Source organism: Solwaraspora sp. WMMB335, assembly GCF_049179075.1.
Classification (GTDB): domain Bacteria; phylum Actinomycetota; class Actinomycetes; order Mycobacteriales; family Micromonosporaceae; genus Micromonospora_E.
The window spans coordinates 4979786-5004587 of sequence record NZ_JBMHMF010000001.1; the positions used below are offsets into that span (position 1 = coordinate 4979786).

Annotated in this window: 28 protein-coding genes; 19 read left to right on the forward strand and 9 right to left on the reverse strand. The window is 70.7% G+C overall.

Annotated features, from left to right (window positions below; translation table 11 throughout):
* Window positions 1-34: 34 nt before the first annotated feature.
* Window positions 35-1432 (reverse strand): glutamate-5-semialdehyde dehydrogenase, encoded by a 1398-nt coding sequence (locus ACN27F_RS21550; RefSeq protein WP_421436206.1) that lies wholly within the window; start codon window positions 1430-1432, stop codon window positions 35-37.
* A complete protein-coding gene (proB, locus tag ACN27F_RS21555; RefSeq protein ID WP_421436208.1) occupies window positions 1317-2426 on the reverse strand; it encodes a glutamate 5-kinase in 1110 nt (369 codons plus the stop codon). Before proB ends, ACN27F_RS21550 begins: the two co-directional genes overlap by 116 nt.
* Before the next feature lie 60 nt (window positions 2427-2486).
* Between proB and ACN27F_RS21560 the strand changes: the two genes are divergently transcribed.
* From ACN27F_RS21560 to ACN27F_RS21570, 3 genes are read left to right on the forward strand one after another with little or no spacing between them, the layout of a single operon-like run.
* A complete protein-coding gene (locus tag ACN27F_RS21560) occupies window positions 2487-2789 on the forward strand; it encodes an MGMT family protein (protein WP_421436209.1) in 303 nt (100 codons plus the stop codon).
* Window positions 2790-2793: 4 nt separating this feature from the next.
* Window positions 2794-4122, forward strand: coding sequence for an MFS transporter (locus tag ACN27F_RS21565; protein WP_421436211.1), 1329 nt, complete (start codon window positions 2794-2796; stop codon window positions 4120-4122).
* Window positions 4123-4127: 5 nt separating this feature from the next.
* Window positions 4128-5705 carry a pyridoxal phosphate-dependent decarboxylase family protein gene (locus tag ACN27F_RS21570; RefSeq protein ID WP_421436212.1) on the forward strand — a complete coding sequence of 526 codons (1578 nt, stop codon included), beginning with the start codon at window positions 4128-4130 and terminating at the stop codon, window positions 5703-5705.
* Window positions 5706-5780: 75 nt separating this feature from the next.
* Here ACN27F_RS21570 and ACN27F_RS21575 read toward each other — a convergent pair whose 3' ends face one another.
* The 3 genes from ACN27F_RS21575 to ACN27F_RS21585 all read right to left on the reverse strand — a co-directional run bounded on the left by ACN27F_RS21575 (window position 5781) and on the right by ACN27F_RS21585 (window position 9262).
* On the reverse strand, window positions 5781-6707 hold the full coding sequence (locus ACN27F_RS21575) for a DUF559 domain-containing protein (RefSeq protein WP_421436214.1): 927 nt from the start codon (window positions 6705-6707) through the stop codon (window positions 5781-5783).
* A 93-nt stretch (window positions 6708-6800) separates the two neighbouring features.
* Window positions 6801-8825 (reverse strand): hypothetical protein, encoded by a 2025-nt coding sequence (locus ACN27F_RS21580; RefSeq protein ID WP_421436216.1) that lies wholly within the window; start codon window positions 8823-8825, stop codon window positions 6801-6803.
* Window positions 8822-9262, reverse strand: coding sequence for a DivIVA domain-containing protein (locus tag ACN27F_RS21585; protein WP_421436219.1), 441 nt, complete (start codon window positions 9260-9262; stop codon window positions 8822-8824). The genes ACN27F_RS21580 and ACN27F_RS21585 overlap by 4 nt, the downstream gene beginning before the upstream one ends.
* 323 nt (window positions 9263-9585) lie before the next feature.
* On the opposite strand from ACN27F_RS21585, the gene ACN27F_RS21590 reads away from it, so the two are divergent.
* From ACN27F_RS21590 to ACN27F_RS21615, 6 genes are all read left to right on the forward strand, one after another.
* Window positions 9586-9810, forward strand: coding sequence for a winged helix-turn-helix domain-containing protein (locus tag ACN27F_RS21590; protein ID WP_421436222.1), 225 nt, complete (start codon window positions 9586-9588; stop codon window positions 9808-9810).
* A gap of 259 nt (window positions 9811-10069) precedes the next feature.
* Window positions 10070-10333, forward strand: coding sequence for a hypothetical protein (locus ACN27F_RS21595; protein WP_421436224.1), 264 nt, complete (start codon window positions 10070-10072; stop codon window positions 10331-10333).
* An 11-nt stretch (window positions 10334-10344) separates the two neighbouring features.
* The gene (locus ACN27F_RS21600; RefSeq protein WP_421436227.1) at window positions 10345-10602 is read left to right on the forward strand and encodes a hypothetical protein; all 258 of its coding nucleotides are present in this window, start codon (window positions 10345-10347) and stop codon (window positions 10600-10602) included.
* A complete protein-coding gene (locus tag ACN27F_RS21605; RefSeq protein WP_421436229.1) occupies window positions 10602-11243 on the forward strand; it encodes a hypothetical protein in 642 nt (213 codons plus the stop codon). The genes ACN27F_RS21600 and ACN27F_RS21605 overlap by 1 nt, the downstream gene beginning before the upstream one ends.
* The gene (locus ACN27F_RS21610; RefSeq protein ID WP_421436232.1) at window positions 11233-11658 is read left to right on the forward strand and encodes a hypothetical protein; all 426 of its coding nucleotides are present in this window, start codon (window positions 11233-11235) and stop codon (window positions 11656-11658) included. The genes ACN27F_RS21605 and ACN27F_RS21610 overlap by 11 nt, the downstream gene beginning before the upstream one ends.
* A 367-nt stretch (window positions 11659-12025) precedes the next feature.
* Entirely contained in the window at window positions 12026-12436 is a 411-nt protein-coding gene (locus ACN27F_RS21615; protein ID WP_421436235.1) for a hypothetical protein, read from the forward strand.
* 73 nt (window positions 12437-12509) lie between these two features.
* Here the strand turns inward: ACN27F_RS21615 and ACN27F_RS21620 are convergent, their stop codons facing one another.
* On the reverse strand, window positions 12510-13433 hold the full coding sequence (locus tag ACN27F_RS21620; protein ID WP_421436237.1) for a YDG/SRA domain-containing protein: 924 nt from the start codon (window positions 13431-13433) through the stop codon (window positions 12510-12512).
* 141 nt (window positions 13434-13574) lie between these two features.
* Between ACN27F_RS21620 and ACN27F_RS21625 the strand changes: the two genes are divergently transcribed.
* Window positions 13575-14132 (forward strand): NADH-quinone oxidoreductase subunit B, encoded by a 558-nt coding sequence (locus tag ACN27F_RS21625; RefSeq protein WP_421440371.1) that lies wholly within the window; start codon window positions 13575-13577, stop codon window positions 14130-14132.
* A gap of 148 nt (window positions 14133-14280) precedes the next feature.
* Window positions 14281-15537 (forward strand): DUF2252 domain-containing protein, encoded by a 1257-nt coding sequence (locus ACN27F_RS21630; protein ID WP_421440373.1) that lies wholly within the window; start codon window positions 14281-14283, stop codon window positions 15535-15537.
* 62 nt (window positions 15538-15599) lie between these two features.
* Here ACN27F_RS21630 and ACN27F_RS21635 read toward each other — a convergent pair whose 3' ends face one another.
* Together ACN27F_RS21635 and ACN27F_RS21640 are read right to left on the reverse strand one after the other, a co-directional pair.
* Window positions 15600-16133, reverse strand: a complete 534-nt coding sequence (locus ACN27F_RS21635) for an alpha/beta hydrolase (protein WP_421436240.1) — start codon at window positions 16131-16133, stop codon at window positions 15600-15602.
* A 105-nt stretch (window positions 16134-16238) separates the two neighbouring features.
* Entirely contained in the window at window positions 16239-16805 is a 567-nt protein-coding gene (locus ACN27F_RS21640) for a TetR/AcrR family transcriptional regulator (RefSeq protein ID WP_421436242.1), read from the reverse strand.
* A 94-nt stretch (window positions 16806-16899) separates the two neighbouring features.
* Between ACN27F_RS21640 and ACN27F_RS21645 the strand changes: the two genes are divergently transcribed.
* Window positions 16900-17334 (forward strand): nuclear transport factor 2 family protein, encoded by a 435-nt coding sequence (locus ACN27F_RS21645; protein ID WP_421436244.1) that lies wholly within the window; start codon window positions 16900-16902, stop codon window positions 17332-17334.
* Entirely contained in the window at window positions 17327-18214 is an 888-nt protein-coding gene (locus ACN27F_RS21650; RefSeq protein WP_421436246.1) for an ergot alkaloid biosynthesis protein, read from the forward strand. Before ACN27F_RS21645 ends, ACN27F_RS21650 begins: the two co-directional genes overlap by 8 nt.
* On the opposite strand, the gene ACN27F_RS21655 is transcribed toward ACN27F_RS21650, so the two are convergent.
* Complete coding sequence (locus tag ACN27F_RS21655; protein WP_421436249.1) at window positions 18192-19229, reverse strand: glucose 1-dehydrogenase; 1038 nt, start codon at window positions 19227-19229, stop codon at window positions 18192-18194. The two genes, ACN27F_RS21650 and ACN27F_RS21655, sit on opposite strands and share 23 nt — an antisense overlap.
* Window positions 19230-19315: 86 nt before the next feature.
* Between ACN27F_RS21655 and ACN27F_RS21660 the strand changes: the two genes are divergently transcribed.
* From ACN27F_RS21660 to ACN27F_RS21685, 6 genes are read left to right on the forward strand one after another with little or no spacing between them, the layout of a single operon-like run.
* Window positions 19316-20065 (forward strand): NADH-quinone oxidoreductase subunit C, encoded by a 750-nt coding sequence (locus ACN27F_RS21660; protein WP_421436250.1) that lies wholly within the window; start codon window positions 19316-19318, stop codon window positions 20063-20065.
* Window positions 20065-21030 (forward strand): NADH-quinone oxidoreductase subunit NuoH, encoded by a 966-nt coding sequence (nuoH, locus tag ACN27F_RS21665; protein ID WP_421436252.1) that lies wholly within the window; start codon window positions 20065-20067, stop codon window positions 21028-21030. The genes ACN27F_RS21660 and nuoH overlap by 1 nt, the downstream gene beginning before the upstream one ends.
* 48 nt (window positions 21031-21078) lie before the next feature.
* Entirely contained in the window at window positions 21079-21678 is a 600-nt protein-coding gene (locus tag ACN27F_RS21670) for a NuoI/complex I 23 kDa subunit family protein (protein WP_421436254.1), read from the forward strand.
* Entirely contained in the window at window positions 21675-22268 is a 594-nt protein-coding gene (locus ACN27F_RS21675) for an NADH-quinone oxidoreductase subunit J (protein ID WP_421436256.1), read from the forward strand. The genes ACN27F_RS21670 and ACN27F_RS21675 overlap by 4 nt, the downstream gene beginning before the upstream one ends.
* The gene (gene nuoK, locus ACN27F_RS21680) at window positions 22268-22669 is read left to right on the forward strand and encodes an NADH-quinone oxidoreductase subunit NuoK (RefSeq protein WP_421436259.1); all 402 of its coding nucleotides are present in this window, start codon (window positions 22268-22270) and stop codon (window positions 22667-22669) included. The genes ACN27F_RS21675 and nuoK overlap by 1 nt, the downstream gene beginning before the upstream one ends.
* Window positions 22666-24675 carry an NADH-quinone oxidoreductase subunit L gene (locus tag ACN27F_RS21685; protein ID WP_421436260.1) on the forward strand — a complete coding sequence of 670 codons (2010 nt, stop codon included), beginning with the start codon at window positions 22666-22668 and terminating at the stop codon, window positions 24673-24675. Before nuoK ends, ACN27F_RS21685 begins: the two co-directional genes overlap by 4 nt.
* Window positions 24676-24802: the final 127 nt, after the last annotated feature.

A 24802-nucleotide genomic window follows, 5' to 3' on the forward strand; every position in this document is an offset into this window, starting at 1 on the left:
ACGCCGGCACGCCGAGCGTGGAGCGCGGCGCCGGCTACTGGCGCAGGTGGCCGTCGCCGGTGACGACGTACTTCGTCGAGGTCAGCTCCGGCAGCCCCATCGGACCCCGGGCGTGCAGCTTCTGCGTCGAGATGCCGATCTCCGCGCCGAAGCCGAACTGCCCGCCGTCGGTGAACCGGGTCGACGCGTTCACCAGCACCGCCGCCGCGTCGACCCGGGCGACGAAGTCGCGGGCCGCGCTGACCGAGTCGGTGACGATCGCCTCGGTGTGCCCGGTGCCGTACCGCTTGATGTGCGCCACCGCCGCGTCGAGCGAGCCGACCACGGCGACCGAGATGTCCGCCGACAGGTACTCGGTGGCGAAGTCCTCGTCGGTGGCCGGCACCACGTCGGACGAGAACGCGGCCACCTCCGGGGTGCCGTGCACGGTGACCCCGGCGTCGCGCAGCGCGGCCAGCATCCTCGGCAGGAACGCCGCCGCCACGTCCACGTGCACCAGCAGCGACTCCGCCGTGTTGCAGGTGGACAGCCGCTGCGTCTTCGAGTTCAGCGCGACCCCGAGGGCCTTGTCCAGGTCGGCGGCCGCGTCGACGTACACGTGGCAGTTGCCCACCCCGGTCTCGATCACCGGCACCGTCGACTCCTCCACGACGGTGCGGATCAGGTCCGCGCCGCCGCGCGGGATCAGCACGTCGACCAGGCCGCGCGCCCGCATCAGCTCCTTGACCGAGTCGCGCGACGAGGCGTCCAGCAACTGCACCGCGTCGGCCGGCAGGCCGGCACCGACGAGCGCGTCCCGCAGCACCTGCACCAGGACCGTGTTGGAGTGCGCCGCCGACGACGAGCCGCGCAGCAGCGCCGCGTTGCCCGACTTGAGGCAGATGCCGGCGGCGTCGACGGTCACGTTCGGCCGGGCCTCGTAGATGATGCCGACCACCCCGAACGGCACCCGCACCTGGCGCAGCTCCAGCCCGTTGGGCAGGGTCGAGCCGCGGACCACCGCACCGACCGGGTCGGCCAGCCCGGCCATCTCGCGCAGCGCCTGCGCCATGTCGGCGATCCGCTGCTCGGTCAGCGCCAGCCGGTCCAGCAGCGCCGTCGACAGGCTGTTGGCCCGTCCGGCGTCCAGGTCGGCCGCGTTCGCGGCCACGATCTCGGCGGTACGGGCGACCAGTGCGTCGGCCATCGCCAGCAACCCGGCGTCCTTGGCCGCCCGGGTGGCGGTGACCAGCTCGTCGGCGGCCACCCGCGCCCGGCGGGCCTGCTCGGTCACGCTCATCGCTGTCTCCTCACGTATGGTCACACCTGTCGTCGGGTCATAACAACACCAGGTCGTCGCGGTGCACGACCTCCCGCTCGTAGCCGGGGCCGAGCGTGGCGGCCAGCTCGCCGGTGGACCGGCCGAGCAGGGTCGGCAACTCCACCGCGTCATAGTTGACCAGCCCACGGGCCACCGGCGCACCGGCGGTGTCGACCAGGTCGACCGGATCCCCGGCGGTGAACGTGCCGTCCACCGCGGTGATCCCGGCCGGCAGCAGCGACTTGCGCCGGGCGACCACCGCCTGCACCGCGCCGGCGTCCAGGTGCAGCCGGCCGCGCGGCGCGGTGGCGTGCGCCAGCCAGAACAGCCGGGCGGCCGGCCGGCGCGCCACCCGGTGGAACAGGGTGCCGACGGGCTCGCCGCGCAGCGCCGGTGCGGCCAGCGGGGCGGCGGTCAGCACCACCGGGATGCCGAACCCGGTGGCGATCCGGGCCGCCTCCACCTTGGTGACCATGCCGCCGGTGCCGACCCCGGCCCGGCCGGCCCGGCCGATCGCCACCCCGGCCAGGTCGGCGGCGTCGCGTACCTCGGCGATCCGCTCGCTGGCCGGCTTCGCCGGATCGCCGGTGTAGAGGGCGTCGACGTCGGAGAGCAGCACCAGCAGGTCGGCGTGCACCAGCGCGGCGACCAGCGCGGCCAGCCGGTCGTTGTCGCCGAAGCGGATCTCGTCGGTGGCGACCGTGTCGTTCTCGTTGACGATCGGCACCGCGCCGAGATCGAGCAGCTTGCGCAGCGTCCGGTACGCGTTGCGGTAGTGCGCCCGGCGGGTCACGTCGTCCGCGGTCAGCAGCACCTGCCCGGTGGTCAGCCCGTGCCGGGCCAGGCTGGCGGCGTACCGGCCGATCAGCAGCCCCTGCCCGACGCTGGCCGCCGCCTGCTGGGTGGCCAGGTCACGCGGACGTCGGGTCAGCCCGAGCGGCGCGAGCCCGGCGGCGATCGCGCCGGACGAGACAAGAACCACCTCACGTCCGTCGGCGACCAGGCCGGCGAGCACGTCGACCAGGGCGTCCACCCGGTCGCCGTCGAGGCCGCCGGTGGCCGTGGTCAGCGACGACGAGCCGATCTTCACGACCAGCCGTCTCGCCTCGGTAACTGCTGCGCGCACCCGACCATTCTGCGTGCCTGCCGAATCGTCGTCGGCCCGAGATCTCATATCGTGGCGTGCGTGACTCCGCAGGAATACGTCGAAGAGGTCCTCGCGCTCGTCGAACGCGTCCCGCCCGGCCGGGTGACGACCTACGGCGCGATCGCCGACGCCCTGGCGGAGACGAGCGGCCGGGCCTCCGCCCGGCTGGTCGGCACGATCATGGCCCGGCACGGTGGCGGCGTGCCCTGGCACCGGGTGGTCAACTCCGCCGGCCGGCTGCCACCGGGGCACGAGGAGCGGGCCCGCACCCTGCTGCGTGCCGAGGGCTGCCCGCTGCGCGGCGACGGTGTCGACATGGCGGCCGCCGCCTGGTACCCATGACGCCATGATCGCGCAGCGACGGGTGCACCTCGGGTACGCGTCCGGCTCGCTGGTCACCGGGGCGTTCGGCACCGTGCCCGGGTTGCTGCTGCTGCCGTACCTGACCGACTCGCTCGGCGTCGCCGCCGGGCTGGCCGGCCTGCTGGTGCTGCTGCCGAAGGCCTGGGACGTGCTGGTCAACCCGGTCGCCGGGCGGATCTCCGACCGCACCCGCACGCGCTGGGGTGCCCGCCGGCCGTACCTGCTGGTCGGCGGCCTTGGCCTGGCCGTCGGCTTCGCCGCGATGTTCGCCGCGCCGGCCGGCACCGGCGCCGGGGCGGCGCTCTACGTGGCGGTCGCGTTCCTGGTCACCGCCACCGCGTTCGCCTTCTTCCAGGTGCCGTACGTGGCGATGCCGGCCGAGCTGACCGACTCGTACGCCGAACGTACCCGGCTGATGACCTGGCGGATCGCGGTCCTGGCGGTGGCCATCCTGGCTTCCGGCGCGCTCGCCCCGCTCGTGGTGACCGCCGGTGGCGACGGGATCGCCGGGCACCGCTGGATGGGGTTGTTCGTAGCCGGGCTGATCGTCCTCGGCACGCTGGGCGTCTTCGCCGGCACCGCCGGTGCGCCGACCGGATCCGTGCAGGCCAGCGAGCCGTCGCTGCGCGCCCAGCTGGCGGTGGCCGCCGGCAACCGGCCGTTCCGGCTGCTGCTGGTCTGCTTCGTGATCCAGTCGGCGGGGATCGGCACCATCCTCGCCGGGGTCAAGTACTTCGCCGGCCAGGTCCTCGACTCGCCGGATCTCGGCACCACCGTGCTGTTCGCCTGCTTCGTCGGGCCGGCGCTGCTGGTCATGCCACTGTGGTCACGGGCCGGCGCACGCTGGGGCAAACTGCGCGCCCTGGTGGTCGCGTCGCTGCTGTTCGCCGGGGCGGCCGGGGTGCTGGTCACCGCCCTGGCCCTGCCGGCGGTCGGGGCGTACCTGCTGGTCGCGCTGATGGGCGCCGGGTACGCCGGCCAGCAGGTGTTCGCCCTGGCGATGCTGCCCGACTGCGTCGCGTACGACACCGCCCGCACCGGCCGGCGCCAGGCCGGGGTGTTCACCGGGCTGTGGACGGCCGGGGAGACGTTCGGGCTGGCTTTGGGCCCCGGCATCTACGCCCTGGTGCTGCAGGTGTCCGGCTACGTGTCGTCGGACACCGGGATCACCGCGGCCCAGCCCGCGTCGGCGCGGCTCGGCGTGCTGCTCGGGTTCACCCTGCTGCCGGCGATCCTGGTGGCGGTGCCGGTGCTGCTGCTGCGCGGCTACGACCTGACCGAGCAGAAGCTCTCCGGCGCCACGCTACGGTGACCACTATGGCGGGAGCGTTGCCGGCTGACGGCGTACCAGGTGAGCAGGTGCTGGACGAGATCCGGGCGTTGCGGGCGGCTGACGCGCCGACGCACGGCGGGCGGCTGTTCGCGTACGTCTACGACCCGGCCGTCGCCGGGCTCGACGAGCTGGCGCACGCCGCGCACGGGCTGGCCGCGCACGTCAACGGGCTCGACCCGACCGCCTTTCCGTCCCTGCTGGCGATGGAGAACGCGCTGGTCGGCGCGGCTGCGGGGCTACTCGGCGGCGGCCCGGCGCGCGCCGCCGCCTCGGGTGCGCCGGACGCCGCCTCCGGCGCGCGCGACGCCGCCTCCGGCGCGCGCGACGCCGCCTCCGGTGCGCCGGACGTCGTCGGGAGTGTCACCAGCGGTGGCACCGAGTCGCTGATCCTGGCGGTGAAGGCGGCCAGGGACGCCCGGCCGGAGGTGACCGTCCCCCGGATGGTCGTGCCGACCAGCGCGCACGCCGCGTTCGCGAAGGCCGCCCACTATCTCGGCGTCCGGGTGGACTTCGTGCCGGTGTCGGCGGACACGCTGCGCCCGGACCCGGCCGCCGTGGCGGCGGCGATCGGCCCGGACACGGTGCTGGTGGTGTGCTCGGCGCCGTCGTACGCGCACGGGGTGATCGACCCGGTGGAGGGGATCGCGGCGGTTGCGGCGGACGCCGGGGTGCGCTGCCACGTCGACGCCTGCTTCGGCGGCTGGTCGCTGCCGTGGCTGCGCCGGCTCGGCCGGTCGGTGCCGGCGTTCGACTTCACCGTGCCCGGGGTCACGTCGATCTCGGTCGACCTGCACAAGTACGCGTACACCCCGAAGGGGGTGTCGGTGCTGCTGCACCGGGATCCGTCGCTGCGCCGGCCGCAGTACTACGCGTACGCCGACTGGCCCGGCTACACGATGATCAACCCGGGGGTGCTCTCCACCCGTTCCGGTGGCCCGATCGCCGCCGCGTACGCCGTGCTGCGCCACCTCGGCGAGGCCGGCTACCTGGCTCTGGCACAGCGCACCCAGGACGCGGTGGGCGTGCTTGCCGACGCCGTGCGGGGGACTGACGGCGTCCGGTTGCTGGTCGAGCCGGAGTCCACAGTCGTCTGCTTCACTGGTGACGGTGCCGACGCCGGTGACGGTGCGCAGGTCGATGTGTTCGTGCTGGCGGATGAGTTGGCGGCAAAGGGCTGGCACACCCAACCCCAGATGTCGTACGGCGACATCCCGGCCAGCATCCATCTGAGTGTCGCGGCGGCGGTGGCCGGGGAGGCGCACCTGTTCGCCGAAGCCCTGGTCGACGCCGTGGATGCGGCGAAGGCGCACGGCCCGGTGGTCCTGCCGCCCGACCTGGTCACGATGCTGGGCTCCTTGCCGTCGGGGTCGCTCACCCCGGACATGGTCGCCAGCCTCGCCGGCCAGCTCGGCCTGGGCGGCGCTGCCGCGTCAGGTGGCGCTGGGGGGCCGTTGCCGGAGCGGATGGCGATGATCAACACCGTGCTGGATCTTGCCCCGCCGGTGCTGCGCGAACAGTTGCTCGTCGAGTTCCTCAGCCTGCTGCAACGCCCCACCTACTGATCTGTACACGTCGAGTTGAGGGCTGGCGCACGTCATCGCGCCGTCTTGAGGTGCGCCAGCCCTCAACTCGACGTGTCAGCCGGCCCGCTCGGCGATCGCCTGCCGGACCGTCTGCACGAGTTGCCCGCTTCGTCGCAGTACGTCGTCGGCGGTGAAGCGCAGCGCCAGCCAGCCGGCGGCACGCAGGGCGTTGAAGCGCGTCACGTCACGCCGAAAGACTGCGCGAGCCCGGTGATGGTCACCTTCGTACTCGATGGCGATCTTCCACTGCGGGTACGCCAGGTCGACGCGCGCGACGAACCGCACGCCGCCGTTGGAGGCTGGGCTGCGGATCTCGTACTGCGGGGTGGGCTTGGGCAGGCCGGCGTCGTGCAGCAGGAGGCGTAGCCGGCTCTCCATCGGCGACTCGCTCAGCGGCTCGGCAAGGGTGAGGAGTTCGCGGACCTGTCGCACCCCGCGTCGACCAGGGTGGACGTCGACGTACGCCGCAAGCGCCGCTGTGGTGCACGTCCGGCGCCGCAGGATGGCGTCCAGCGCGACGAGCGCGTCGGCCCGGGGCAGCGAGCGCCCCAGGTCGAAGGCGGTCCTGACCTCGGTGGTGACAGGCATTCCGGTCAGCGACGTGATGTCGTTGTCCAGGTCGAGGATCAGGTTGGCGTACCTGATCCGGGGATGTGGGTCCGGTCGGGCCTTGTTCGGGACGGCGACGTACACGGGTACCGCCCTTTTCCGGTGCGGCAGAAGATCGACGCCCCAGAGGTAGGCGGCGCTGAGGCCGTAAATGGCCGCGTTTCGGGGGAGGCGGGCGGCGACTGCCAGGCACCACATCCGGTGGTCGTCGGGGTCGTAGGAGTCGGTGTGCACGTACACGTCGTGGAGCAGGTGGCGCCAGGCCGGGCCGTTCAGCATGCGCCGGGTGACCAGGCCGGCGGCGATGGCTCGACTGCCGGAGAACGGCTCGACACTCAACTGAGGTGGGACCGTGGCGGGGTGGCCGGACATTCGGCAGAGAATGCCCTGACGTCGCCGTCGGTTCTGTCCCGTACGCCGGTTGGGTCGTCGATCCGACTGTTGCCCGGCCTGGCGCCGGGCAGCTCAGGGGGAGGCGGCGAGCACCGCGATGGCCACGGCCTCGGCCAACGTGGCGCCGGTTGCGATCAGCCGGCGGCTCGGTCGCCCGTCCGGCAGGTGAATGGTGCAGCGGTCCGTGGTGAGCAGCACGGACAGGGTGCTGCCGGGGTAGTGGGCGGCGAGCGCGGTGAGCAGCGGCACCGGGTCGTCGTCCGGCGAGTGGGCGTCGTGCGGGGTGAGGTCTGCAGCCGGGGTGGCGTGCGGGGCGGGGACCGGCGTTGTCGGATCGGTCGGTACGGCGGCGTCGCTGCCGTTGCGGATGTACGCCAGGGCGTAGGCGATCGCCTGGGCGAGGCTGGGGTGGTGCACGGTGTTGGGCATGGTCGGGCTGGGGCGGGACAGGTTGGCGGTGATGCCCGGCGGGGCGAACCGGACACCCCAGTGCAGGCCCTGCACCAGGTACGGCACGCCGGCGTTGTGCCGGTGGTCGGCGACGTCGACGATGAGGGTCAGCCCGAGGGCGTACGCCAGCGTGACCACTGTGGCCAGGGACGGCACCTGCGGGGCGGTGGCCCGCACCAGGATCCGCCCGCCGGGCAGCCCGGCGGTGACGTTCTCCAGGTACGTCGTGAGCGGGTCGCGGCCGGGCCGGTGCACGGTGGCGTAGCCGTGCAGCAGCTCGTGCTCGCGCAGGATCATCGTGGCGTCGTCGAGCGGGCGCAGTTCGGCCGGGTCGAGCCCGAGCGCGGTGAGCTGCTGCGTCAGGCGGTACTCCGGCGGCATCTGGTAGGTCGGTTTGCCGTTCGGGTGGACGCCGAGCGGTGCTGGTGCGGCTGTGGCCGTACCGTCGATCGGTGGCCAGTTGAGGTGCCGGACCCGGCGGCGACCAGCGGCGATGGTGACGGTTGCGCCGTGATAGATGCGGTGCGTGCCGCCGCAGGTGCGGCAGCCGCCGATCCGGTGGCAGTCGCAGTCGCGCAGGTCGGGTGTCCGTGGCGCGCAGTCGGGGCACGGCCAGAATGGGATCGGCGGCCCCTGCCACGACGGCGGGGGCGGCTGCCAGGAGCGGACCAGGCGCCCGCCGGTGCCGATGGCGGTGTAGCCGCCGGTGTCGCCGCTGTTGCCGGTGCTGGCGTCGGTGGCGCGCAGGGTGGTGTGCCACCAGCGGCCGTCGCGCCAGATGGCCTGTGCGCCGGGGTTCGGTTCGCCGGTGAGCAGGGCGGTGCAGTCGGCGAGGACGCGGCGTTCGAGCTGGTCGAAATCGATGCGCGGCGCTCCGATGCTGGTGCCGTTGTCGGCAACGCGCGGGGTCACGTGGTGGGCGGGCGCGTGCCGGCTGCGGTCGATCAGGTCGTAGCAGGCGCGGGACACCTTGATCAGGCTGGCCGCCTCGGTCAGGTCCAGCCACCGGCCGGTGCCGCCGGGGACCGGGCTGCCGGGCAACTCGAAGCGGATGTCCCAGCTGATGGTGTCGCTGGTGGGTGAGCTGCGGCGGGCTTCGACGACCAGGTCGAGGCAGAGCTGTTCGGCGAGGTCGCAGAGGTCGCCGAGGCGGCGGGCGGGTTCCCTGGGCAGGGTGGCGGCGCTGCGGCCGTACCAGATCCGCCACGGGTCGTAGGCTTCGGCGGCGATCGCTTCGGCTTCGAGGGCGTGCCGCTGGTCGGCGGGCAGATCGGGCTGCCAGCTCTTGGCAAGCTGGGTCCAGGGGGTGAAGATCTGGTCGTCGGGCATCTCCGGGTCGTAGAGGTCGGCGGCCCCGACCCGGGCGGCCAGGTCGGCGACGACCGGTGCCAGGTCGAGGCACCAGAAGCGACCATCGTCGGTACGGGTCGGGGCGACGGCGCCGGGCACGATGCTGGCGGACGCGACGGCTCCGGTGTCGAGGTTGGCGACGGTCAGCACGAACTGTGCGCGTCGCTTGCCGGCCCCGCCGCAGCGGTCACACGCTGAGACCGGGCCGCTGTCGGCGTGGTGGTTGGTCTCGCGACCGCCGCCGTGGCAGCTCGGGCAGGTGACGACGGTGACGGCGGGCGGCGTCGGGCCGGTCACGGCTGTCCCGCGTACGAGGTGGTGGTGCTGCCGGTCCAGGCGGGCAGGTTGATGGGCGCCTGGCCGGGGGCGGCCTGGGCCGCGGCGGCCTGGCCGGTCTGCCAGCGGCGCAGCGCGTTCTTGATCCGGTCGTTCTGCTCGATGGTGCGGTCGAGTTCGGCGTAGAGGACGCCGAGGTCGTGGGCGACGCGGTCGAGGAACGCGGCGACTTCGGCCGGGTCGAGGCCGCGTCCGCGTCCGGCGAGTCCGCCGATGGTGGTGAAGCGGTGGCTGCGGATCTGCCAGGGCCGGATCGGCCGGTACGCGCTGGGTCGCTGGTTGCGGCTGTTGTTCGGTACGCGATAGACGCCGTCGCCGCTGGGCCACTGGCTCGGCGGTGTGGCCACCATGCGGCGGCGTTGCCAGCGGACGCGCCACCGTCGCCAGAGTTCTCGCATGACGTTTCCTCCCCTTGGTTGGTGCCTGCCCTAGCTGTCGCTGCGCTGCCTGGACGGGGTGGCCCTGCCGCTTGCCGATCCGGCAGGACCACCCCCACCCCAACCGCCGCAGCCCTCCTTGGCAGTACGGCGACCAGGGCGAACCTTCGGGGCCGGGACGCCCGACGGCATGACTCGCCGACCGCCCCGACCGGGTGAAACCACCCAGTGCCGACCGAGTAGCTCCGTCCACAACTTACGTTACTGGGTAACGTATAGCTACCCCGTAACGCATCTTTCCCCCGGCGTGTGGTGTCTTGAGGCTGCCGACCGAGGGAGCGCCGATGGCTACACCGCTGTACCAGCAGATCGCAAACGACATCGCGGACCAGATCCGCAGCGGCGTCCTCAAACCCGGCGACCGACTGCCGACCACCCGCCAACTCATGGCGCACTACGAGGTCAGTGAGACCGTCATCCGTTTCGTAATGATCCAGCTGAAGGCCGAGCGCCTCGTGTACGGCCAGCAGGGACGCGGCGTCTACGTCAGCGAGTCAGCCGACTCATGACGCTCGTCGCGGCCAGGCCCGGTGTGCTGCCGAGTAGTCTCTGCGGACTTGGCCGATCGATCTGGCTCGTAGGTACCGAACGACAACAACCCGACGCAGTACTGGCCCCGTCAGGCGAGGATCTAGCCGGTAGTGCCCGTACGCGCCCACTGCCTGGTGGCCGGCAGGGGCAGCAGTGACGCGTGGCGCTCCGATAGTGTGGGTTGACCGGCTTGGTGTCGACCTAGCCTCCTGCACCGCCCGCCCATGGGAGGAACAGATGGCCAGCATCTACGAAGCCAAGGCTGGCCTTTCCCAGGCCATTGCACAGGGCGGCGCGATCATCCAGGAGATCCGAGCCGCGCGGGAGATGCTCGAAGATGTGACGAGTAAGATCCGAGTACTCGGGGCTGGTACCGGTCATCCTCACATTGATGCCGCCACCGATGTCTGCGGCCAGAGCGTGGAACGTCTACAGGAAGCTACCAACCTGATCTACGGCGCGGGTGAGGCCACCCGCAACTACGGGGATCGGCTCGGCTGAGGCATCAGGCGATGAGTGTCGAGGACGTCAAAGCAGCGATTGTCGAGGCGAACACTCTATTGGCTCGAGCGCGGGAGGCATTCCTGGGAGCCACTGAGGTTGCTGCGGATGGGAAATCCATCGCCGGTAGTTCCTGTTACGACAGCGCAAAGAGCGAGGTCGCTGCGGCGGAAAGCACATTCAAATCAGCGGTGGATGAAATCGATCGAGCTGTTCGCAGATTCGATTCCGCCATCCAACTGGCGAGCGAATACCGAGGAAAGATCTAGTGGCTGTCAGCATGGCTCCTGTGCTTGCGCAAATGCAAACTGCCTTCGAAAAACTTGCGGAGGCTGCGGTGAGGGCGAGGCGAGCGAAGGCTGATGTGGAACAGGCCCGTGAAATTTACAAACGACTGGCGAAAGGTGCTACGGCCCCGGAGATTCATCGCGCAATCGCGGAGGTGCAAATTGCGGCTGACAAGTGTCGAAGATACGCGAATCTCCTAGACGCTACTCGTGGACACTACCAGGCATACTTCAAGATTGTTGCTCCTGGCTGGCGATTTAGTGATGCTGACGGTATGCCGGACGGTCAACGGCTTGGTGAGGAAGCGCTGGCGCAGGAGTCACGGGCCGAGCAGATGCATCGTAAGCTGGTCAATAGTGTCGGCGACAAGGAGGGAGACATCCGGCAGGCTGAGCAGGTCGCACGCGAAACGGTGTCCGCGTTGAAGGATCTCGTGCGCCCCGGTGATACCCACGCGAGCACCGGAGTCCAGGGCGCCACTCTACCTGCGCAGCCAGGGGTACAGGACTCTCAACATCCGGTGGCAGATGTCGTCATCGCCTTGACGGGTGTAGCGATGGCCACTCACGTCTGGATCAAGAAGTTCAGAAATTCGAAGGCAAGGAAACGAGATGGCGATTAAGCCGGAAATAGTTGAGTACGTCCGTACGTTCGTCCGGGACGAGCATGAGGAAAACGATCGAATCGAACGGCTCCTCGACGAGAAGGGCTGGGGCGAGGGATTCTCCTCCTACTTGGCTGCAATTTTCTACTATGTCATCGATCGTAGATTCGGAGGTACCTATGACCAGGGGGCAGTGATTCAGTTTGTTGCGGACATGCGGGCAGCGAACCCTGTTGCGGCCCAGCTAGACCCAAGTGTTGCTGAGGCGGGGATTCGGGTCGTCCTGGACCCTGCTGCTGAACTGAACGCACCTGCTCAAGAAATCACCAAGATGCAGACTGTCGCAATTTACCACGCAGTTGCAGATCTCGATATGTCGGACAGTGATCTCGATGATCTCCTGCACAAGGCCGAGCGTCTCGCAAATAGATGAGACTTGTCGTATAATGCGGCGCAAACCTTTATGGTAAGGGGGTGACTGTTGGCCAACATTCAGGAAGTCAAGGCCGGGCTGGCTGAATCTGTGGACCAATGCCAAAAAGCCGTCGTGCGAATCCAGCACGCGATCGAGGGCATCGAACGAATGCTTGTAACGTTACGTTCCGTTTCGTCTAGTGCCGGACACCCGCTGGTCCAGGCTGCGATCAGTCGGTGCGAGCAGGGTAAGCAGCGTCTGAGCGAGGCACTGAGTTTGGTGCAGGCAGCAAGTTCGGCAGCATCTGACTATCGGGCCCTTCTCGGCTAATTGTGACGGCTACGGTGCGGTGAGATGAACGGTCGAAATTATCTTGAATTCTGACTTGCCTACCTATATTCGGACTCTAGTCCGAAATCAGCATGATCTCAACGACGAGATCGAAGCAAGGTTGGATCGTGATGGCTGGGACGGCTTTCCGCGCTTCCTAGCAGCACTTTTCTTCATCGCCGTTGATCGCAGATTCGGTGAGAGCGCTTTGCCGGCCGAAATCATCCGGTTTGTTGCTGCCCTTCGTGAGGACTTGAGTCATGGTGGTCCTGACATCGACCCAGTTGGTGCGGAAGCCTTGATCAAGTCAGCCCTAGACCCGGCTGCCGACTACAATCTCAGCCAGGAGGTGATTGGTAAAATCCAGGTCGCAGCCTCTTACAAGATCCTTTCGGAGGGCGACCTGTCCGACGCGGAGCTAGACGAGGTCCTTGCCGAAGCGACTGAATTCGCCATGCAAGGCTGACTAATCTCTGGTGTCGAGAGCATGCGCCAATCTAATGTGCTCAGTGGTTTGCTGATTCCCTCGGGCGTCTTCCCTAGCTGGTTTCGTTGTCGGTCAGGTGTGACTGCCGGTGGTATTCGGCAAACGACCAGTCGATGGGGTGCTTGTCGGTGAGTTGAAGGTCGACTATGGCAGTGTTGTTGATTGTGTCATGCACTCGGCCGTCCGAGTCAATGTAAAGCGCACCTGTGTCAAATAGCAGGTGGTGATTCGGGCACAGGCAAAGAAGGTTTTCGGTCACGTCTGGGCCGTTGTGTGGTTTGCCGAGTGGTTTGATGTGGCAGGCTTCGGCGTAGGGTCCTGCTGGAGTGACGAGTCTAGTATTGCATATCTGACAGGTGTAGTCGTGTAGCCGCTTGACCTCTGTTGCTCGGGCAGCGCTCCTCGCCAGGCGCTGTATTGTTGCCTCGACCCTGGAAACTGGCTCGTGGGCGGCCGGCTGACCAAGCTTCTCCGGTAAGTCTCTGATTTCGATAGCGACCAGACGGAAACGCCAGATCTTGAATCCGTCGGTGCCGGTTGCAGTCCAATGATCAACTACTCGGAAAAGGCCGTCGTAGCGGAAACCTGCCGTTGGCGAGTGGTCTTTGTCTCCGCCCGCGCCGCGAATTACTCGAACCGGGTTGCCGTCGAGTCGGCTCCTGGCCAAGCCGAGATTCCCAAGCGTCAGCTTCTGGTCCGCTACCTGGCGCTTTGTCCGAGGATCGTTGCCGCCCTGGCCGGTGTAGACGATCTCGTTGCCGTAGTCTTCGTCGTCGACGTATCCACCGGAGACGACGATGGACTCGGCTCCATCAGCTCCACCGCAGATGCCGCCCTGCAGTGGTCGGTGGACCTTGGACCCTGCGAGCGCATTGCGGTTGGCGAACGTGGAGCCGGGTGGGTAGCCAGGAATCTCGCCGTATGTCCGCTCCGCCATGCCGGCACAGTAGGCGATCGGCCGCAGAAAAGTGAACATGCCTCACGGCGGACAGTGGATCGTTTCGGCGTAAGCCGAGGTCCAGCGCGCCATGATCGGCGCACCGCTGATCGACTGAGCTGTGGTTGACTGGGTAGCGCGTACATGGGAAGCGGAGTCGAAAGAGGTGGCGGCGCGGTGGTGCAGGTGCCTGCGGTGCTCGGTGAGCCGATCCGGTTCGTGCTGAACTGGGGTCGTCGCTACTCGCTGTGGGTGTTCAACTTCGGCCTGGCCTGCTGCGCCATCGAGTTCATCGCCACCAGCATGGGCCGGCACGACTTCATGCGGCTCGGCGTCATCCCGTTCGCCCACGGGCCGCGCCAGGCCGACCTGATGGTGGTCTCCGGCACGGTCACCGACAAGATGGCCCCGGCGATCAAACGGCTCTACGACCAGATGCCCGAGCCCAAGTACGTCATCTCGTTCGGTGCCTGCTCCAACTGCGGCGGCCCGTACTGGGATTCGTACTCGGTGACCAAGGGTGTCGACCAGCTGATCCCGGTCGACGTGTACGTGCCCGGCTGCCCACCCCGGCCCGAAGCCCTGCTGCACGGCATCCTGCGCTTGCAGGACAAGATCGCCGCCGAACGCTCCGGCCTCGGTGGCGTGCACCGGCCCGACCCGCTCGTCTCGCCCAGCGACACCGCGCCGCGAAACGTCGACGCGCTCACCGCACCCGTGGTCCGCCCGCCCCGCTGACGCTAGGTGCGCTGGCCCGACGTACAGCAAATCCTGACCGTACGCTCAGCGACGCGCTTGCTGAAGCGCGGTAGCCTGCGCCAACGTGAGTGAATCTCAGCGCGCGACGCAGATCGTCGACATCCTGACCGCCGAGTTCGGCGAGCTGATGGCCGTGGACCCGGCCGCCTTCCGGCGCAAGTTCCGCAAGATGGCCGCCACGCCGTTCGCGTTCTACCGGGGCACCGCCTGCCTGTTCTACGCCGACCAGACCGAGCCCGACGGCCCGTTCAACGACGACAGCTTCTGCGACGCGCGGACCAGCCGGGTCTGGATCCACGGCGACCTACACGCGGAGAACTTCGGCACGTACATGAACGGCTCCGGTGAGCTGGTGTTCAACGTCAATGACTTCGACGAGGCGTACGTCGGGCCGTTCATCTGGGACCTGCGCCGCTTCGCCGCCAGCCTGGCCCTGATCGGCTACGGCAAGGCGCTCTCCGACGACATCATCGGCACCCTGGTCCGCACGTTCGCCACCGCCTACCTGGCCGAGCTGCGGGCGATCGTCGCCGGCGGTGAGGAGGCGATCGGCTCGATCACCCTGGCCAACGCCGACGGCGTGCTGCGCCACGTGCTGCAGGAGGCCCGGCTCAACACCCGCGTCGACCTGCTCAACAGTCTCACGGTGATCGAGGACTACGAGCGGCGGTTCGTCGTCCGCGACGGCGTGTACGCCGTCGACGCCGACACCCGCGAGGCCGTCGCCGCCGCGTTCCACGACTACCTGCCCACGTTGCCGGACGCCGCCGCCGACCGTCGCCCGGTGTCGGTGCACATCAAGGATGTGGTGCTGCGCAAGGGTGTCGGCATCGGCTCGGCCGGGCTGCCGTCGTACAGCATCCTGCTGGAAGGCCACACCCAGGCCCTGGAGAACGACGTCGTCGTCTACATGAAGCAGGCCCAGGTGCCGGCGGTCGCCCGCTACGTGCACGACGAGGGCGTCCGGTCGTACTTCCGGCACCAGGGCCACCGGACCGCCGAGTCGCAGCGGGCGCTGCAGGCGCACGCCGACCCGTGGTTGGGCTTCACCGAGCTGGACGGGGTCGGCCAGCTGGTCGCCGAGGTGTCGCCGTACGCCGCCGACCTGGACTGGTCCGACGTCAACGAGACGGACGAGCTGACCGGCATCGTGGCCGACCTGGCCCACTCGGTGGCCCGGATGCACTCGGTCGCCGACGACGAGTCCAGCCACGACCTGGTCGACTATTCCACCGAGGAGGCGATCGTCGCGGCGGTCGACAAGGACGAGGCCGGCTTCGTCGCGGGCCTGGTCGACTTCGCCCACGCGTACGGTGCCCGCGCCCGCACCGACCACCGGATCTTCCTGGACCTGTTCCGCAACGGCAAGCTGCCCTGGGTCTGACCGGCCACGGTCCAGGCCCGCGCCGAGCCGGTCAGCCGCGCCCGTGCCCGTCCCCGTCCCCGTCAGCAGTCGACGTCGTCGGCGGGCAGCCGCCCGGTGTCCAGGTAGTCGGTGACCGTCGTGTCGACGCACTCGTTGCCGTACTGGCCGTACAGGCCGTGGCGGGCGGCACCGACCAGGGTCAGCAGCCGGGAGCTCGGCAGCTGCCGGTGCAGTTTCTGGCTGCTGGCGTAGGTGGTGCGCGGATCGCCGGTCGCGGCCACGATCAGCGGGGCGGCGTCGGTGCCGATCCGGGTGGGCTCCTCGCGCGGTGCCGGCCAGAACACGCACAGGCTGACGTTGTTGGTTAGCGGCCCGAACACCGGGTTCCTGGCCCGGCTGGCTTCGACGTCGCGCCAGTAGCTCTCCGGGTCACCGGCCGCGGCGACGTCGCCGCAGGCGATGGCGGCCTGCGCGGTGCCCAGGTTCGTGTCCACGTCGGTGAACACCACGGCCAGCAGGGCGGCGAAGCCGTCGGACGGGCGTACCGGCTCGCCGTCGGCCGCCTCGGTGAGCAGCGCGACCCGCTGCCCAGCACGACCAGCGCCGCGATCCATTTCTGACTTTCCATGCCAGAAACGCTATGGAGCGCGGGCGGGGGAGTCACTGGCGTTGGCCGCCCGGTCGGGGCGGGGGATGTCCCTACCGTGCCTGACCTTCGGTCAGCCGAGGACGGCGCGGATCAGGGCGACGACGCCGGCCCTGATCCGGGCCGGCGGCTCGTCGCGCAGGCGATCGAGCAGGTCACTGCGGACGGCGGCGAGCAGGGCGTGCGCCAGGTAGTCGGCGTGCTCCGGTCCGCGTACACCGGTGATGATGCCGGTCAGGTGGCGGTGCAGGTCGTCGTACGCCGGGTTGAGGTACGGGCTGCCCCGGCCGGCGCTTTCCAGCGCCAGCGCCAGGGACCGGTTGGCGTGCTTGTAGTCGAGGATCGCGTCAAAGATCGCGATGACCTGGGCCGTCGGGTCCCGGTCGGCTCCCTGTCCAGGATCGTGCAGGGTGGCCCGCAGGGCGGTGCCGCGCTGGGCGGCGAGGGCCTGCAGCAGGCCGGTGCGGTCGCCGAAGCCGCGGAACAGGGTGCCCTTGCCGACGCCGGCCGCCTGGGCGATGGCGTCCATGGTGACCTCGTCCGGGTCGTCGGCGGCGTCGAGCAGTCGGCCGGCGGCGGCCAGCACGGTTTCCCGGTTGCGGGCGGCGTCGGCCCGTTCCTTGCGTGCTGCTGGCGGCACGGGGTGACCGTCCTCTCGTACCCGCGTTGGATATCCGGACCAGTGGTCCGTATAGTTGATCCGGACCGCTGGTCCGAATTCTAGAGGAGGTACCGTGACCGAAGCGTCCACCCCTACCGCCAGCGCTGCCGCCCGGCTGCTGCACCGCGGCATCGACCACCTGCTCGCCAAGGACATGCCGGGCTTTCTCGCGCTGTGGCACGACGACGCGGTCGCCGAGTTCCCGTTCGCGCCACCCGGCTACCCGCGCCGCCTCGACGGCATCGACGCCGTCACCGACTACCTGATCGACTACCCGAAGCTGATCGACATCGCCGAGTTCACCGAGGTCACGGTGCACCAGAGCGTCGACCCCGAAGTGGTGATCGCCGAACTCACCGCCACCGGCACCGTCGTGCCCACCGGGCAGCCGTACCGGATGTCCTACGTCGTGGTGGTGACCGTGCGGGACGGCAAAATCGCCCACTACCGCGACTACTGGGACCCGCTGGCCGCCGCCGACACGATCCGGGCCGGCTCCGATGCCTGAGCCACGGACCGTCCTGGTGACCGGCGGGACCGGCAACACCGGCCGGCGCATCGTCGCCACGCTCACCGCACACCGGCATCCGGTCCGCGCCGCCAGCCGGCACCGACCCACCGACGCCGTCGCCGCCAGCAGCCACGTCCCGTTCGACTGGCACGACCCGGCCACCCACGGTGCCGCCGTCGACGGCGTGCACGCCGTCTATCTCATGCCGCCGCCGGCCACCGCCGACCCGGTCGGCCACCTCAAAGCGTTCCTCGATCTGGCCCAGGATGCCGGCGTACGCCGGATCGTGCTGCTCAGCTCATCGGCGATCCGCACCGGCGACCCCGGACCCGGTCAACTGCCCGCCACCATCGCCGACCGGTTCCCCGAGTGGGCGGTGCTGCGCCCGTCCTGGTTCATGCAGAACTTCGTCGCCGAGCACCATCATCATGGTGCCAGCATCCGCCGCGACGGCGAGATCGTCACCGCCACCGGCGACGGCCGGGTCGGCTTCATCGACGCCGCCGACATCGCCGCCGTCGCCGTACGGGCGCTGACCGACCCGGTGCCGCACAACGCCGAGTACCTGCTCACCGGCCCGCAGACCCACAGCTACCGCGACGTCGCGGCGATGATCAGCGAGGTCGGCGGCCGACCGGTACGCCACCGCGCGGTCGACGTCGACACGATGCGCCGCCGGCTCGTCGACGCCGGCATCCCGGACAGCTTCGCCACCCTGCTGGCCGGCATGGACGGTGCCATCGCCGCCGGAGCCGAAAACCGGACCACCAGCACGGTCGCCGACGTCACCGGCCGGCAACCGACCAGCCTGCGCGACTTCTGCACCGCGCACGCCGACCACTGGCAGCCGGCCGTCAGAACTCGATCACCGTCTTGATCCCGCTCTGCGACTCGTACGCCTGTGTGTAGTCGTCCAGCCCGAACCGGTGGGTGATCATGTCCATCAGGCAGCCGGCGTCGGCGCGGCCCAGCGCGTCGGCGGCCTGGCGCCAGTGCCGCCGGTTGGCGTTGACCGTGCCGAACACCACGTTGTTGTTCAACACCAGGCAGCGGTTCAGCTCGTTGATGTCCAGCTCGGTGCAGTGCACGCTGGCGTTGATCCCGGTCAGGCAGGCGATGCCGTTCGGTGCCAGCTTGCCGAAGATGTCCCGGACCACCACCGGCGCGCCGGTGCACTCGATGACGATGTCCGGGTCGAAGTCCAGCTCGGTCACCGGCACCGCGTGGTACGTCGCACCGAGCCGACGGGCCAGCTCAGGCTTCGGCCCGGTCTTGCCCCGGGCCAGCACGTGCACCTCCAGCCCACGCTGCACCCCGAGCAGCGCGGCCAACAGCCCGATCGGCCCGGCGCCGGTGACCAGCACCCGCCGGGGTGCCCAGACGGCGCGGGCACCGATCCGGTCGACGTGGTCCCAGGCCTTGGCGACCACACTGGTCGGCTCCAGCAGCACCCCGGCCAGCCCCAGCTCCGGGCGCAGCGGTACGGCGTACTCGGCCGGCACCCGCCACCGCTGCCGGGCGAACCCGTCCACGCCCTTGATCCCGCACTCGGTGTAGCGCCCGTTGCTGCACATGTCCCACTCACCGGCCGCGCAGTACGGGCAGGGCACCGGATCCGGCCGCCGGACGATCCCGGCGACCAGGTCGCCGGGCTTGACGGTGCCGGTCGGATCCTCCAGGACCCGGCCCAGCGACTCGTGCCCGAGGACCAGGTCGTCGTGGCCGGCCGGCGGCTCGCCGTACCCGCCGTCGAGGATCTCCGAGTCGGTGCCGCAGATGCCGACGGCGATCGCCTCGACCAGCACCTCACCCTCGTCGGGTGACGGTTCCGGCGCGTCGTCGACGAGCCGCAGCGAGCCGGCCTTGCCCGGGGTGACGGTCAGTGCGCGCATGCCGGTGGGTGTTCCCCACAGCTGGGGTCGCCACACCACCCATCGGCTACCCACCCGCCCCGGCCGCAGCCCCTAGTATCGACCGCATGACCCCCGAGCAGATCGGCACCCGACTGGTCGCCCTGCTGGGCGACGCCGGCACCGACCCCGGGGAAACCGGCACCGACCCCGGGGAAACTGGTGACGGGGCGGCGGGCGACGGGGAGACCGGCAACGGGCCGGCCGGTGACGGGCAGCTGGTGGCCGGGGTCACCGGGGGCGGACACTACGCCCGCGCGAGTGTCGACGTACCGCCGGCCACCTGGCCGACCGCGCTGCGCACCGCCCGCGACGACACCGACCTCGACTGCGACTTCTTCGACTGGCTCTCCGCCGTCGACGAGCTCGACGACGGCTTCACGATCGTCGCCCACCTGTGGTCCACCCGGGCCCGCCACGGCCTGCTGCTGCGCACCCGGGTCCCCCGCGCCGACCCCGTCCTGCCCAGCGTGGTCGACGTCTTCCCCGGCGCCGACTGGCACGAGCGGGAAACCCACGAGATGTTCGGCGTCCGGTTCGACGGGCACCCGGGCCTGACCCCGCTGCTGCTGCCGCCCGAGTTCGAAGGCCACCCGCTGCGTAAGGAGTTCGTGCTGGCCGCCCGGGTCGCCAAGCCGTGGCCGGGCGCCAAGGAGCCGGGCGAACCCGGCGGCGGCGGGGCCCGTCGCGCGCCGATGCGCCCGCCCGGCGTACCGCTGCCGACCGAATGGGGTCCGCAGGCCGCCCGGCCCGCACGCGACGACGCGCCCGGCGGCGGTAAAGCCGACAGCGGTACGCCCGACGGGGGTACGGCCTGATGCCGCTCTGGCTGGACCTGACCATCCGGGTCGCCGCCGTGACGGTGGCGTTCCTGACCCTGCCGCTGGTGGTCGGGCAGACCGAACACAAGGTGATGGCGCACATGCAGGGCCGGCTCGGCCCGATGTACGCCGGCGGATTCCACGGCTGGGCGCAACTCGTCGCCGACGGGATCAAGTTCGTGCAGAAGGAGGACGTCACCCCGAGCGCCGCCGACCGTCCGGTGTTCCGGCTCGCCCCGGCGATCGCGCTGGTGCCGTACCTGCTGGTCCTGCTCGTCATCCCCCTCGGGCCGAACGATCTCGTCGGCCAGCCGCTCGACGTCGGCCTGTTCTTCGTCCTGGCCGTGATGGGCGTCGGCGTGGTCGCGGTGCTGATGGCGGCCTGGGCGTCGGCCAACAAGTACAGCCTGCTCGGCGGGCTGCGCGGCGCGGCCCAACTGCTCGCGTACGAGCTGCCGCTGGTGCTCGCCGCCGCCAGCGTCGCGATGGCCGCCGGCACGCTGTCGCTGTCCGGCATCGTCGAAGCCTGGCGGCCCTGGTGGCTGCTCTGGCAGGCACCGGCGCTGATCGTGTTCTTCCTCGCCGGGCTGGCCGAGATCCGCCGGCCGCCGTTCGACATGCCGATCGCCGACTCCGAGCTGGTGTTCGGCTACCTCACCGAGTACACCGGGCTGCGGTTCGCGTTCTTCCTGCTCGCCGAGTACGCCGGCATCGTCGTCATCGCCGCGCTGACCACCGTGCTGTTCCTCGGCGGCTGGCAGGGGCCGTTCGGAGCCGAGCAGCTCGGCTGGCTGTGGACACTGCTGAAGGTCTTCGCCGTCGCGTTCGTGATCATCTGGCTGCGGGTGTCGTTCCCCCGGCTGCGCGAGGACCAGCTGCAACGGCTGTGCTGGCTCGGCCTGGTGCCGCTCGCGCTGGCCCAGCTCGTGCTCACCGCCGGGGTCAGGGTAGCCATCGGATGACCGGGTCGGCAGGATGAGGCGCATGGACGCACGGGGCGGGCGATCGACATGAGCGACAGGCAGCACCGCGACGGGCACGCCGAGGGACACGGCGAGGGTCTGCTGAAAGGGCTCGCGACCACGTTCAAGACGATGGTCCGGCCGGCGCACACCCAGCAGTACCCGGACGTGGCGCCGGACCTGCCGCCCCGCTCGCGCGGCGTCATCGCCCTGCTGGAAGAGAACTGCACCGTCTGCATGCTCTGCGCCCGTGAGTGTCCCGACTGGTGCATCTACATCGACTCGCACAAGGAAGAGGTGTCCGTGCCGGGCGCGGCCCGGACCCGGCAGCGCAACGTCCTCGACCGGTTCGACATCGACTTCTCGCTCTGCATGTACTGCGGCATCTGCATCGAGGTGTGCCCGTTCGACGCGCTCTACTGGACGCCCGAGTTCGAGTACGCCGAGTACGACATCCGCGACCTGCTGCACGACAAGGAGCACCTCGGCGAGTGGATGGCGACCGTGCCGGTGCCGCCCGCGCACGACCCGAACGGCGAGCCCGCCAAGGAGGAGACCGCCGCCGCCCGCAAGACCTCGGGCACCCGGCCCGCGTCGGGCGCGGCCGGCGGTGCCCGGCCCACCCGTACCGGTGAGGCGGGCGCGTGACCGGCGCAGACGTCCTGCTGCTCGCCCTCGGCGCGGTCGCCGTCGGCGCCGGCTTCCTGGTGGTGACCACCCGGCACATCGTGCGCGCCGGCCTCTACCTGGTCGCCTGCCTCGGCGCGGTCGCCGGTAGCTACCTCGTGCTCGCCGCCGAACTCGTCGCCTGGGTGCAGGTGCTGATCTACGTCGGCGCGGTGGTCGTGCTGCTGCTGTTCGCGGTGATGCTCACCCGCGCGCCGATCGGCGCCTCGACCGACCTCGACCGGCCGGGCTGGCCGGCGGTGCTGATCGGCGGCGGTGCCGGGCTCGGGCTCGCCGCGCTGTTCGTCGACGTCTACCGCTGGTCGGTGGTGCCGCTGCCGCCGGCCGGCACCGCCGAACGGATCGGCACGGCGGTCTTCGGCACCTGGGTGCTGCCGTTCGAAGTGCTGTCCGTCCTGCTGCTGTCCGCGCTGATCGGCGCGATCGTGCTGTCCCGGCCGGACGTGGGTGCCGCCGCCCGCGAACCGGGATCAGGGTCGGGGCCGGGCACCGGGCGGGCATCGGGCTCGGACACCGGGTGGCGGCCCGGCACCGGACGGCGGCCGTCCTGATGCGACCGGTCATCCCGTACGTCGTCGCGGCCATGCTGTTCGGCCTCGGCGTGTTCGGCGTGCTGCGCCGACGCAACGCGGTCCTGCTGCTGATGTCGGTCGAGTTGATGCTCAACGCGGTCAACCTGGTGCTGGTCACCGCCGACGCCACCGTACGGGCGGCGCTGCCGCACAACGGGCAGGTCTTCGCACTGTTCATCATCGTCATCGCGGCGGCCGAGATCGGCGTGGGCCTGGCGATCGTGCTGCACCTGTACCGGCTGCGGGCCAGCGTCACCGTCGACGAGATCGCCCTGGCCGAGCGACCATCGGCTGAGGCCGAACCACCGACCGGGGTCGAGCCGCCGGCTGAGGCCGAGTCGCCGACCGGCGTCGAGCCGCGGCGGGAGATCGTCCGGTGAGCGCGGCCGGGCTCGGCTACCTGCTGCCGGCGGTGCCGTTCGGCGCGGCCCTCGCCGGCCTGCTGCTCGCCCTGCGCGGCACGCGTAGCGCCAACGCCAACGCCGTCGCGGCCGGCCTCGGCATCGCCGGGGCCGCCACCGCCCTGGTCGCCGCCGCCATCCTGCTGACCACCGACCCCGCCGGTGGCGCCGACAGCAACCGGCGCTGGATCGACCTCGGCGGGCTGGTGGTGACCTTCGGGGTACAGCTGGACGGTGCCGCCGCCCTGGTCGCCGTCGCGGTCGGCGCGGTGGCGCTCGCCGTACAGGTCTACTCGGTGGCCTACCTCGCCGGTGACGACCGCTACCCGGCGTACGCCGCCCAGATCAGCCTGTTCACCGCGGCGATGCTGCTGGTCGTCGTCGCCGGTGACCTGGTCATGCTGCTGGTCGGCTGGGAGGTGATGGGTGCCTGCTCGTACCTGCTGATCGCGCACGACCGGCGGCTGCCGGAGGCACCGGCGGCGGCGGTGAAGGCGTTCCTGGTCACCCGGGTCGGTGACGTCGGCTTCCTGCTCGGCATCGCACTGCTCACCGTCGAGACCGGCACCTCCCGGATCGCCGAGGTGCTCGCCCACGAGCATCCGCCGGCCGTACTGACCGCGGCCGGCCTGCTGCTGCTGGCCGGGGTGGCCGGCAAGAGCGCCCAGTTCCCGCTGCACACCTGGCTGCCCGACGCGATGGCCGGCCCCACCCCGATCTCCGCGCTCATCCACGCCGCCACCATGGTCGCGGCCGGCGTGTACGTGGTCACCCGGCTCTACCCGATCTTCGCCGCCTCCTCGGCGGTGCTGATCGTGCTCGGCCTGCTCGGCGTGGTCACGCTGCTGCTCGGGGCGCTCGCCGCGACCGCGCAGGACGACATCAAACGGGTGCTGGCCTGGTCCACCGTGTCGCAACTGGGCTACATGACCGGGGCGCTGGCGGTCGGCTCGCCGCCGGCGGCACTGTTCCACCTGTTGACCCACGCCGGGTTCAAGGCGCTGCTGTTCCTCGCCGCCGGCTGCGTCATCCACGCCGCCGGCAGCAACCTGATGTCGGTGATGGGCGGCCTGCGTCGCCCGATGCCGGTCACCTTCGCCGCCATGGCGGTCGGGCTCGGCGCGCTCGCCGGGCTGCCGCCGCTGGCCGGCTTCTGGAGCAAGGAGAGCGTGCTGACGGCCGCCGCCGCGACCGCCCGGCACGGTGGCGACCCGGCGGTCGCGGGCGGTACGTCGGCGGTCGCGGGCGGCTGGCCGGGGGGTGTCGCTGTCGCGGCACCGTCGTGGCTGGGCTGGCTGGTCTGGACGGCGGCGCTGGCCGGGGTGGCGATCACCGCCTGGTACGCCACCCGGCTGCTGCTGCGTACCTTCTTCGGGCCGTCCCGGGTGGCTACCGACCGGCACCCGCACGACCCGCCGGCGATGATGCGCTGGCCGGTGCTGGCACTGGTGGTGCCGAGCGCGTTGCTGGGCCTGGCGGCGTTCAGCCCGGCGTTCACCGGCTGGCTCGCCGGGCCGGTCCTCAGCCCTGGCTTCGGCCCGGGTGACCGCAGGGGCGTCGGCGACGGATCGCCGGTGGAGCCGGCCGTCGAGTTGGTCCACGTCGGTCCCGACCTGCTGTTGCCGTTGCTGTTGCTGGCCGTCGGGGCCGGCTGGGCGGTGCTGCTGCACCGCCGTGATCCGGCGGCCGACCCGGCCCGGGTGCTCGGCCCGCTGCGCCCGGCGTTCGCCGCCGCGTTCTGGTTCGACGCGGCGCAGCGGGCGGTGGTGGTACGTCCGGTGGTGGCACTCGCCCGCGCGGTACGCGGTGGTGACGAGACGGGCGTCGGCGGCGCGGTGACCGGCGTCGGTCGGGCGGCGGCCGGGGCCGGTGGGCTGCTGAATCGCTGGCACGCCGGCCCGCTGCCCCGCGCGGCGATGCTGGTCCTGGCCAGCGCCCTGCTGGTCGGGCTGGCGGCGGTCGCCCTCGCCACGGGAGGCACCTGATGACCGCACCGACCCCCGCCCTGACGCCTGCGGGGGACGGGGGATCGGGGGACCGGGAATCCGGGGACGGGGGAGTCGGGGACGGGGGAGTCGGGGACGGGGGAGTCGGGGACGGGGGAGGAGGACT

Bases quoted from the DNA above. Each gene is read 5' to 3' on its own strand.
- ACN27F_RS21610 (WP_421436232.1), top strand. From the start codon at position 11,233: ATGGCGATTAAGCCGGAAATAGTTGAGTACGTCCGTACGTTCGTCCGG.
- ACN27F_RS21590 (WP_421436222.1), top strand. From the start codon at position 9,586: ATGGCTACACCGCTGTACCAGCAGATCGCAAACGACATCGCGGACCAG.
- ACN27F_RS21670 (WP_421436254.1), top strand. From the start codon at position 21,079: ATGAGCGACAGGCAGCACCGCGACGGGCACGCCGAGGGACACGGCGAG.
- ACN27F_RS21565 (WP_421436211.1), top strand. From the start codon at position 2,794: ATGATCGCGCAGCGACGGGTGCACCTCGGGTACGCGTCCGGCTCGCTG.
- nuoK (WP_421436259.1), top strand. From the start codon at position 22,268: ATGCGACCGGTCATCCCGTACGTCGTCGCGGCCATGCTGTTCGGCCTC.
- ACN27F_RS21620 (WP_421436237.1), bottom strand. From the start codon at position 13,433: ATGTTCACTTTTCTGCGGCCGATCGCCTACTGTGCCGGCATGGCGGAG.
- nuoH (WP_421436252.1), top strand. From the start codon at position 20,065: ATGCCGCTCTGGCTGGACCTGACCATCCGGGTCGCCGCCGTGACGGTG.
- ACN27F_RS21570 (WP_421436212.1), top strand. From the start codon at position 4,128: ATGGCGGGAGCGTTGCCGGCTGACGGCGTACCAGGTGAGCAGGTGCTG.
- ACN27F_RS21635 (WP_421436240.1), bottom strand. From the start codon at position 16,133: ATGGATCGCGGCGCTGGTCGTGCTGGGCAGCGGGTCGCGCTGCTCACC.
- ACN27F_RS21550 (WP_421436206.1), bottom strand. From the start codon at position 1,432: ATGACGCGGTGGAGTTGCCGACCCTGCTCGGCCGGTCCACCGGCGAGC.
- ACN27F_RS21650 (WP_421436246.1), top strand. From the start codon at position 17,327: ATGCCTGAGCCACGGACCGTCCTGGTGACCGGCGGGACCGGCAACACC.
- ACN27F_RS21630 (WP_421440373.1), top strand. From the start codon at position 14,281: ATGGCCGTGGACCCGGCCGCCTTCCGGCGCAAGTTCCGCAAGATGGCC.
- ACN27F_RS21660 (WP_421436250.1), top strand. From the start codon at position 19,316: ATGACCCCCGAGCAGATCGGCACCCGACTGGTCGCCCTGCTGGGCGAC.
- ACN27F_RS21600 (WP_421436227.1), top strand. From the start codon at position 10,345: ATGAGTGTCGAGGACGTCAAAGCAGCGATTGTCGAGGCGAACACTCTA.
- ACN27F_RS21595 (WP_421436224.1), top strand. From the start codon at position 10,070: ATGGCCAGCATCTACGAAGCCAAGGCTGGCCTTTCCCAGGCCATTGCA.
- ACN27F_RS21585 (WP_421436219.1), bottom strand. From the start codon at position 9,262: ATGCGAGAACTCTGGCGACGGTGGCGCGTCCGCTGGCAACGCCGCCGC.
- ACN27F_RS21575 (WP_421436214.1), bottom strand. From the start codon at position 6,707: ATGTCCGGCCACCCCGCCACGGTCCCACCTCAGTTGAGTGTCGAGCCG.
- ACN27F_RS21655 (WP_421436249.1), bottom strand. From the start codon at position 19,229: ATGCGCGCACTGACCGTCACCCCGGGCAAGGCCGGCTCGCTGCGGCTC.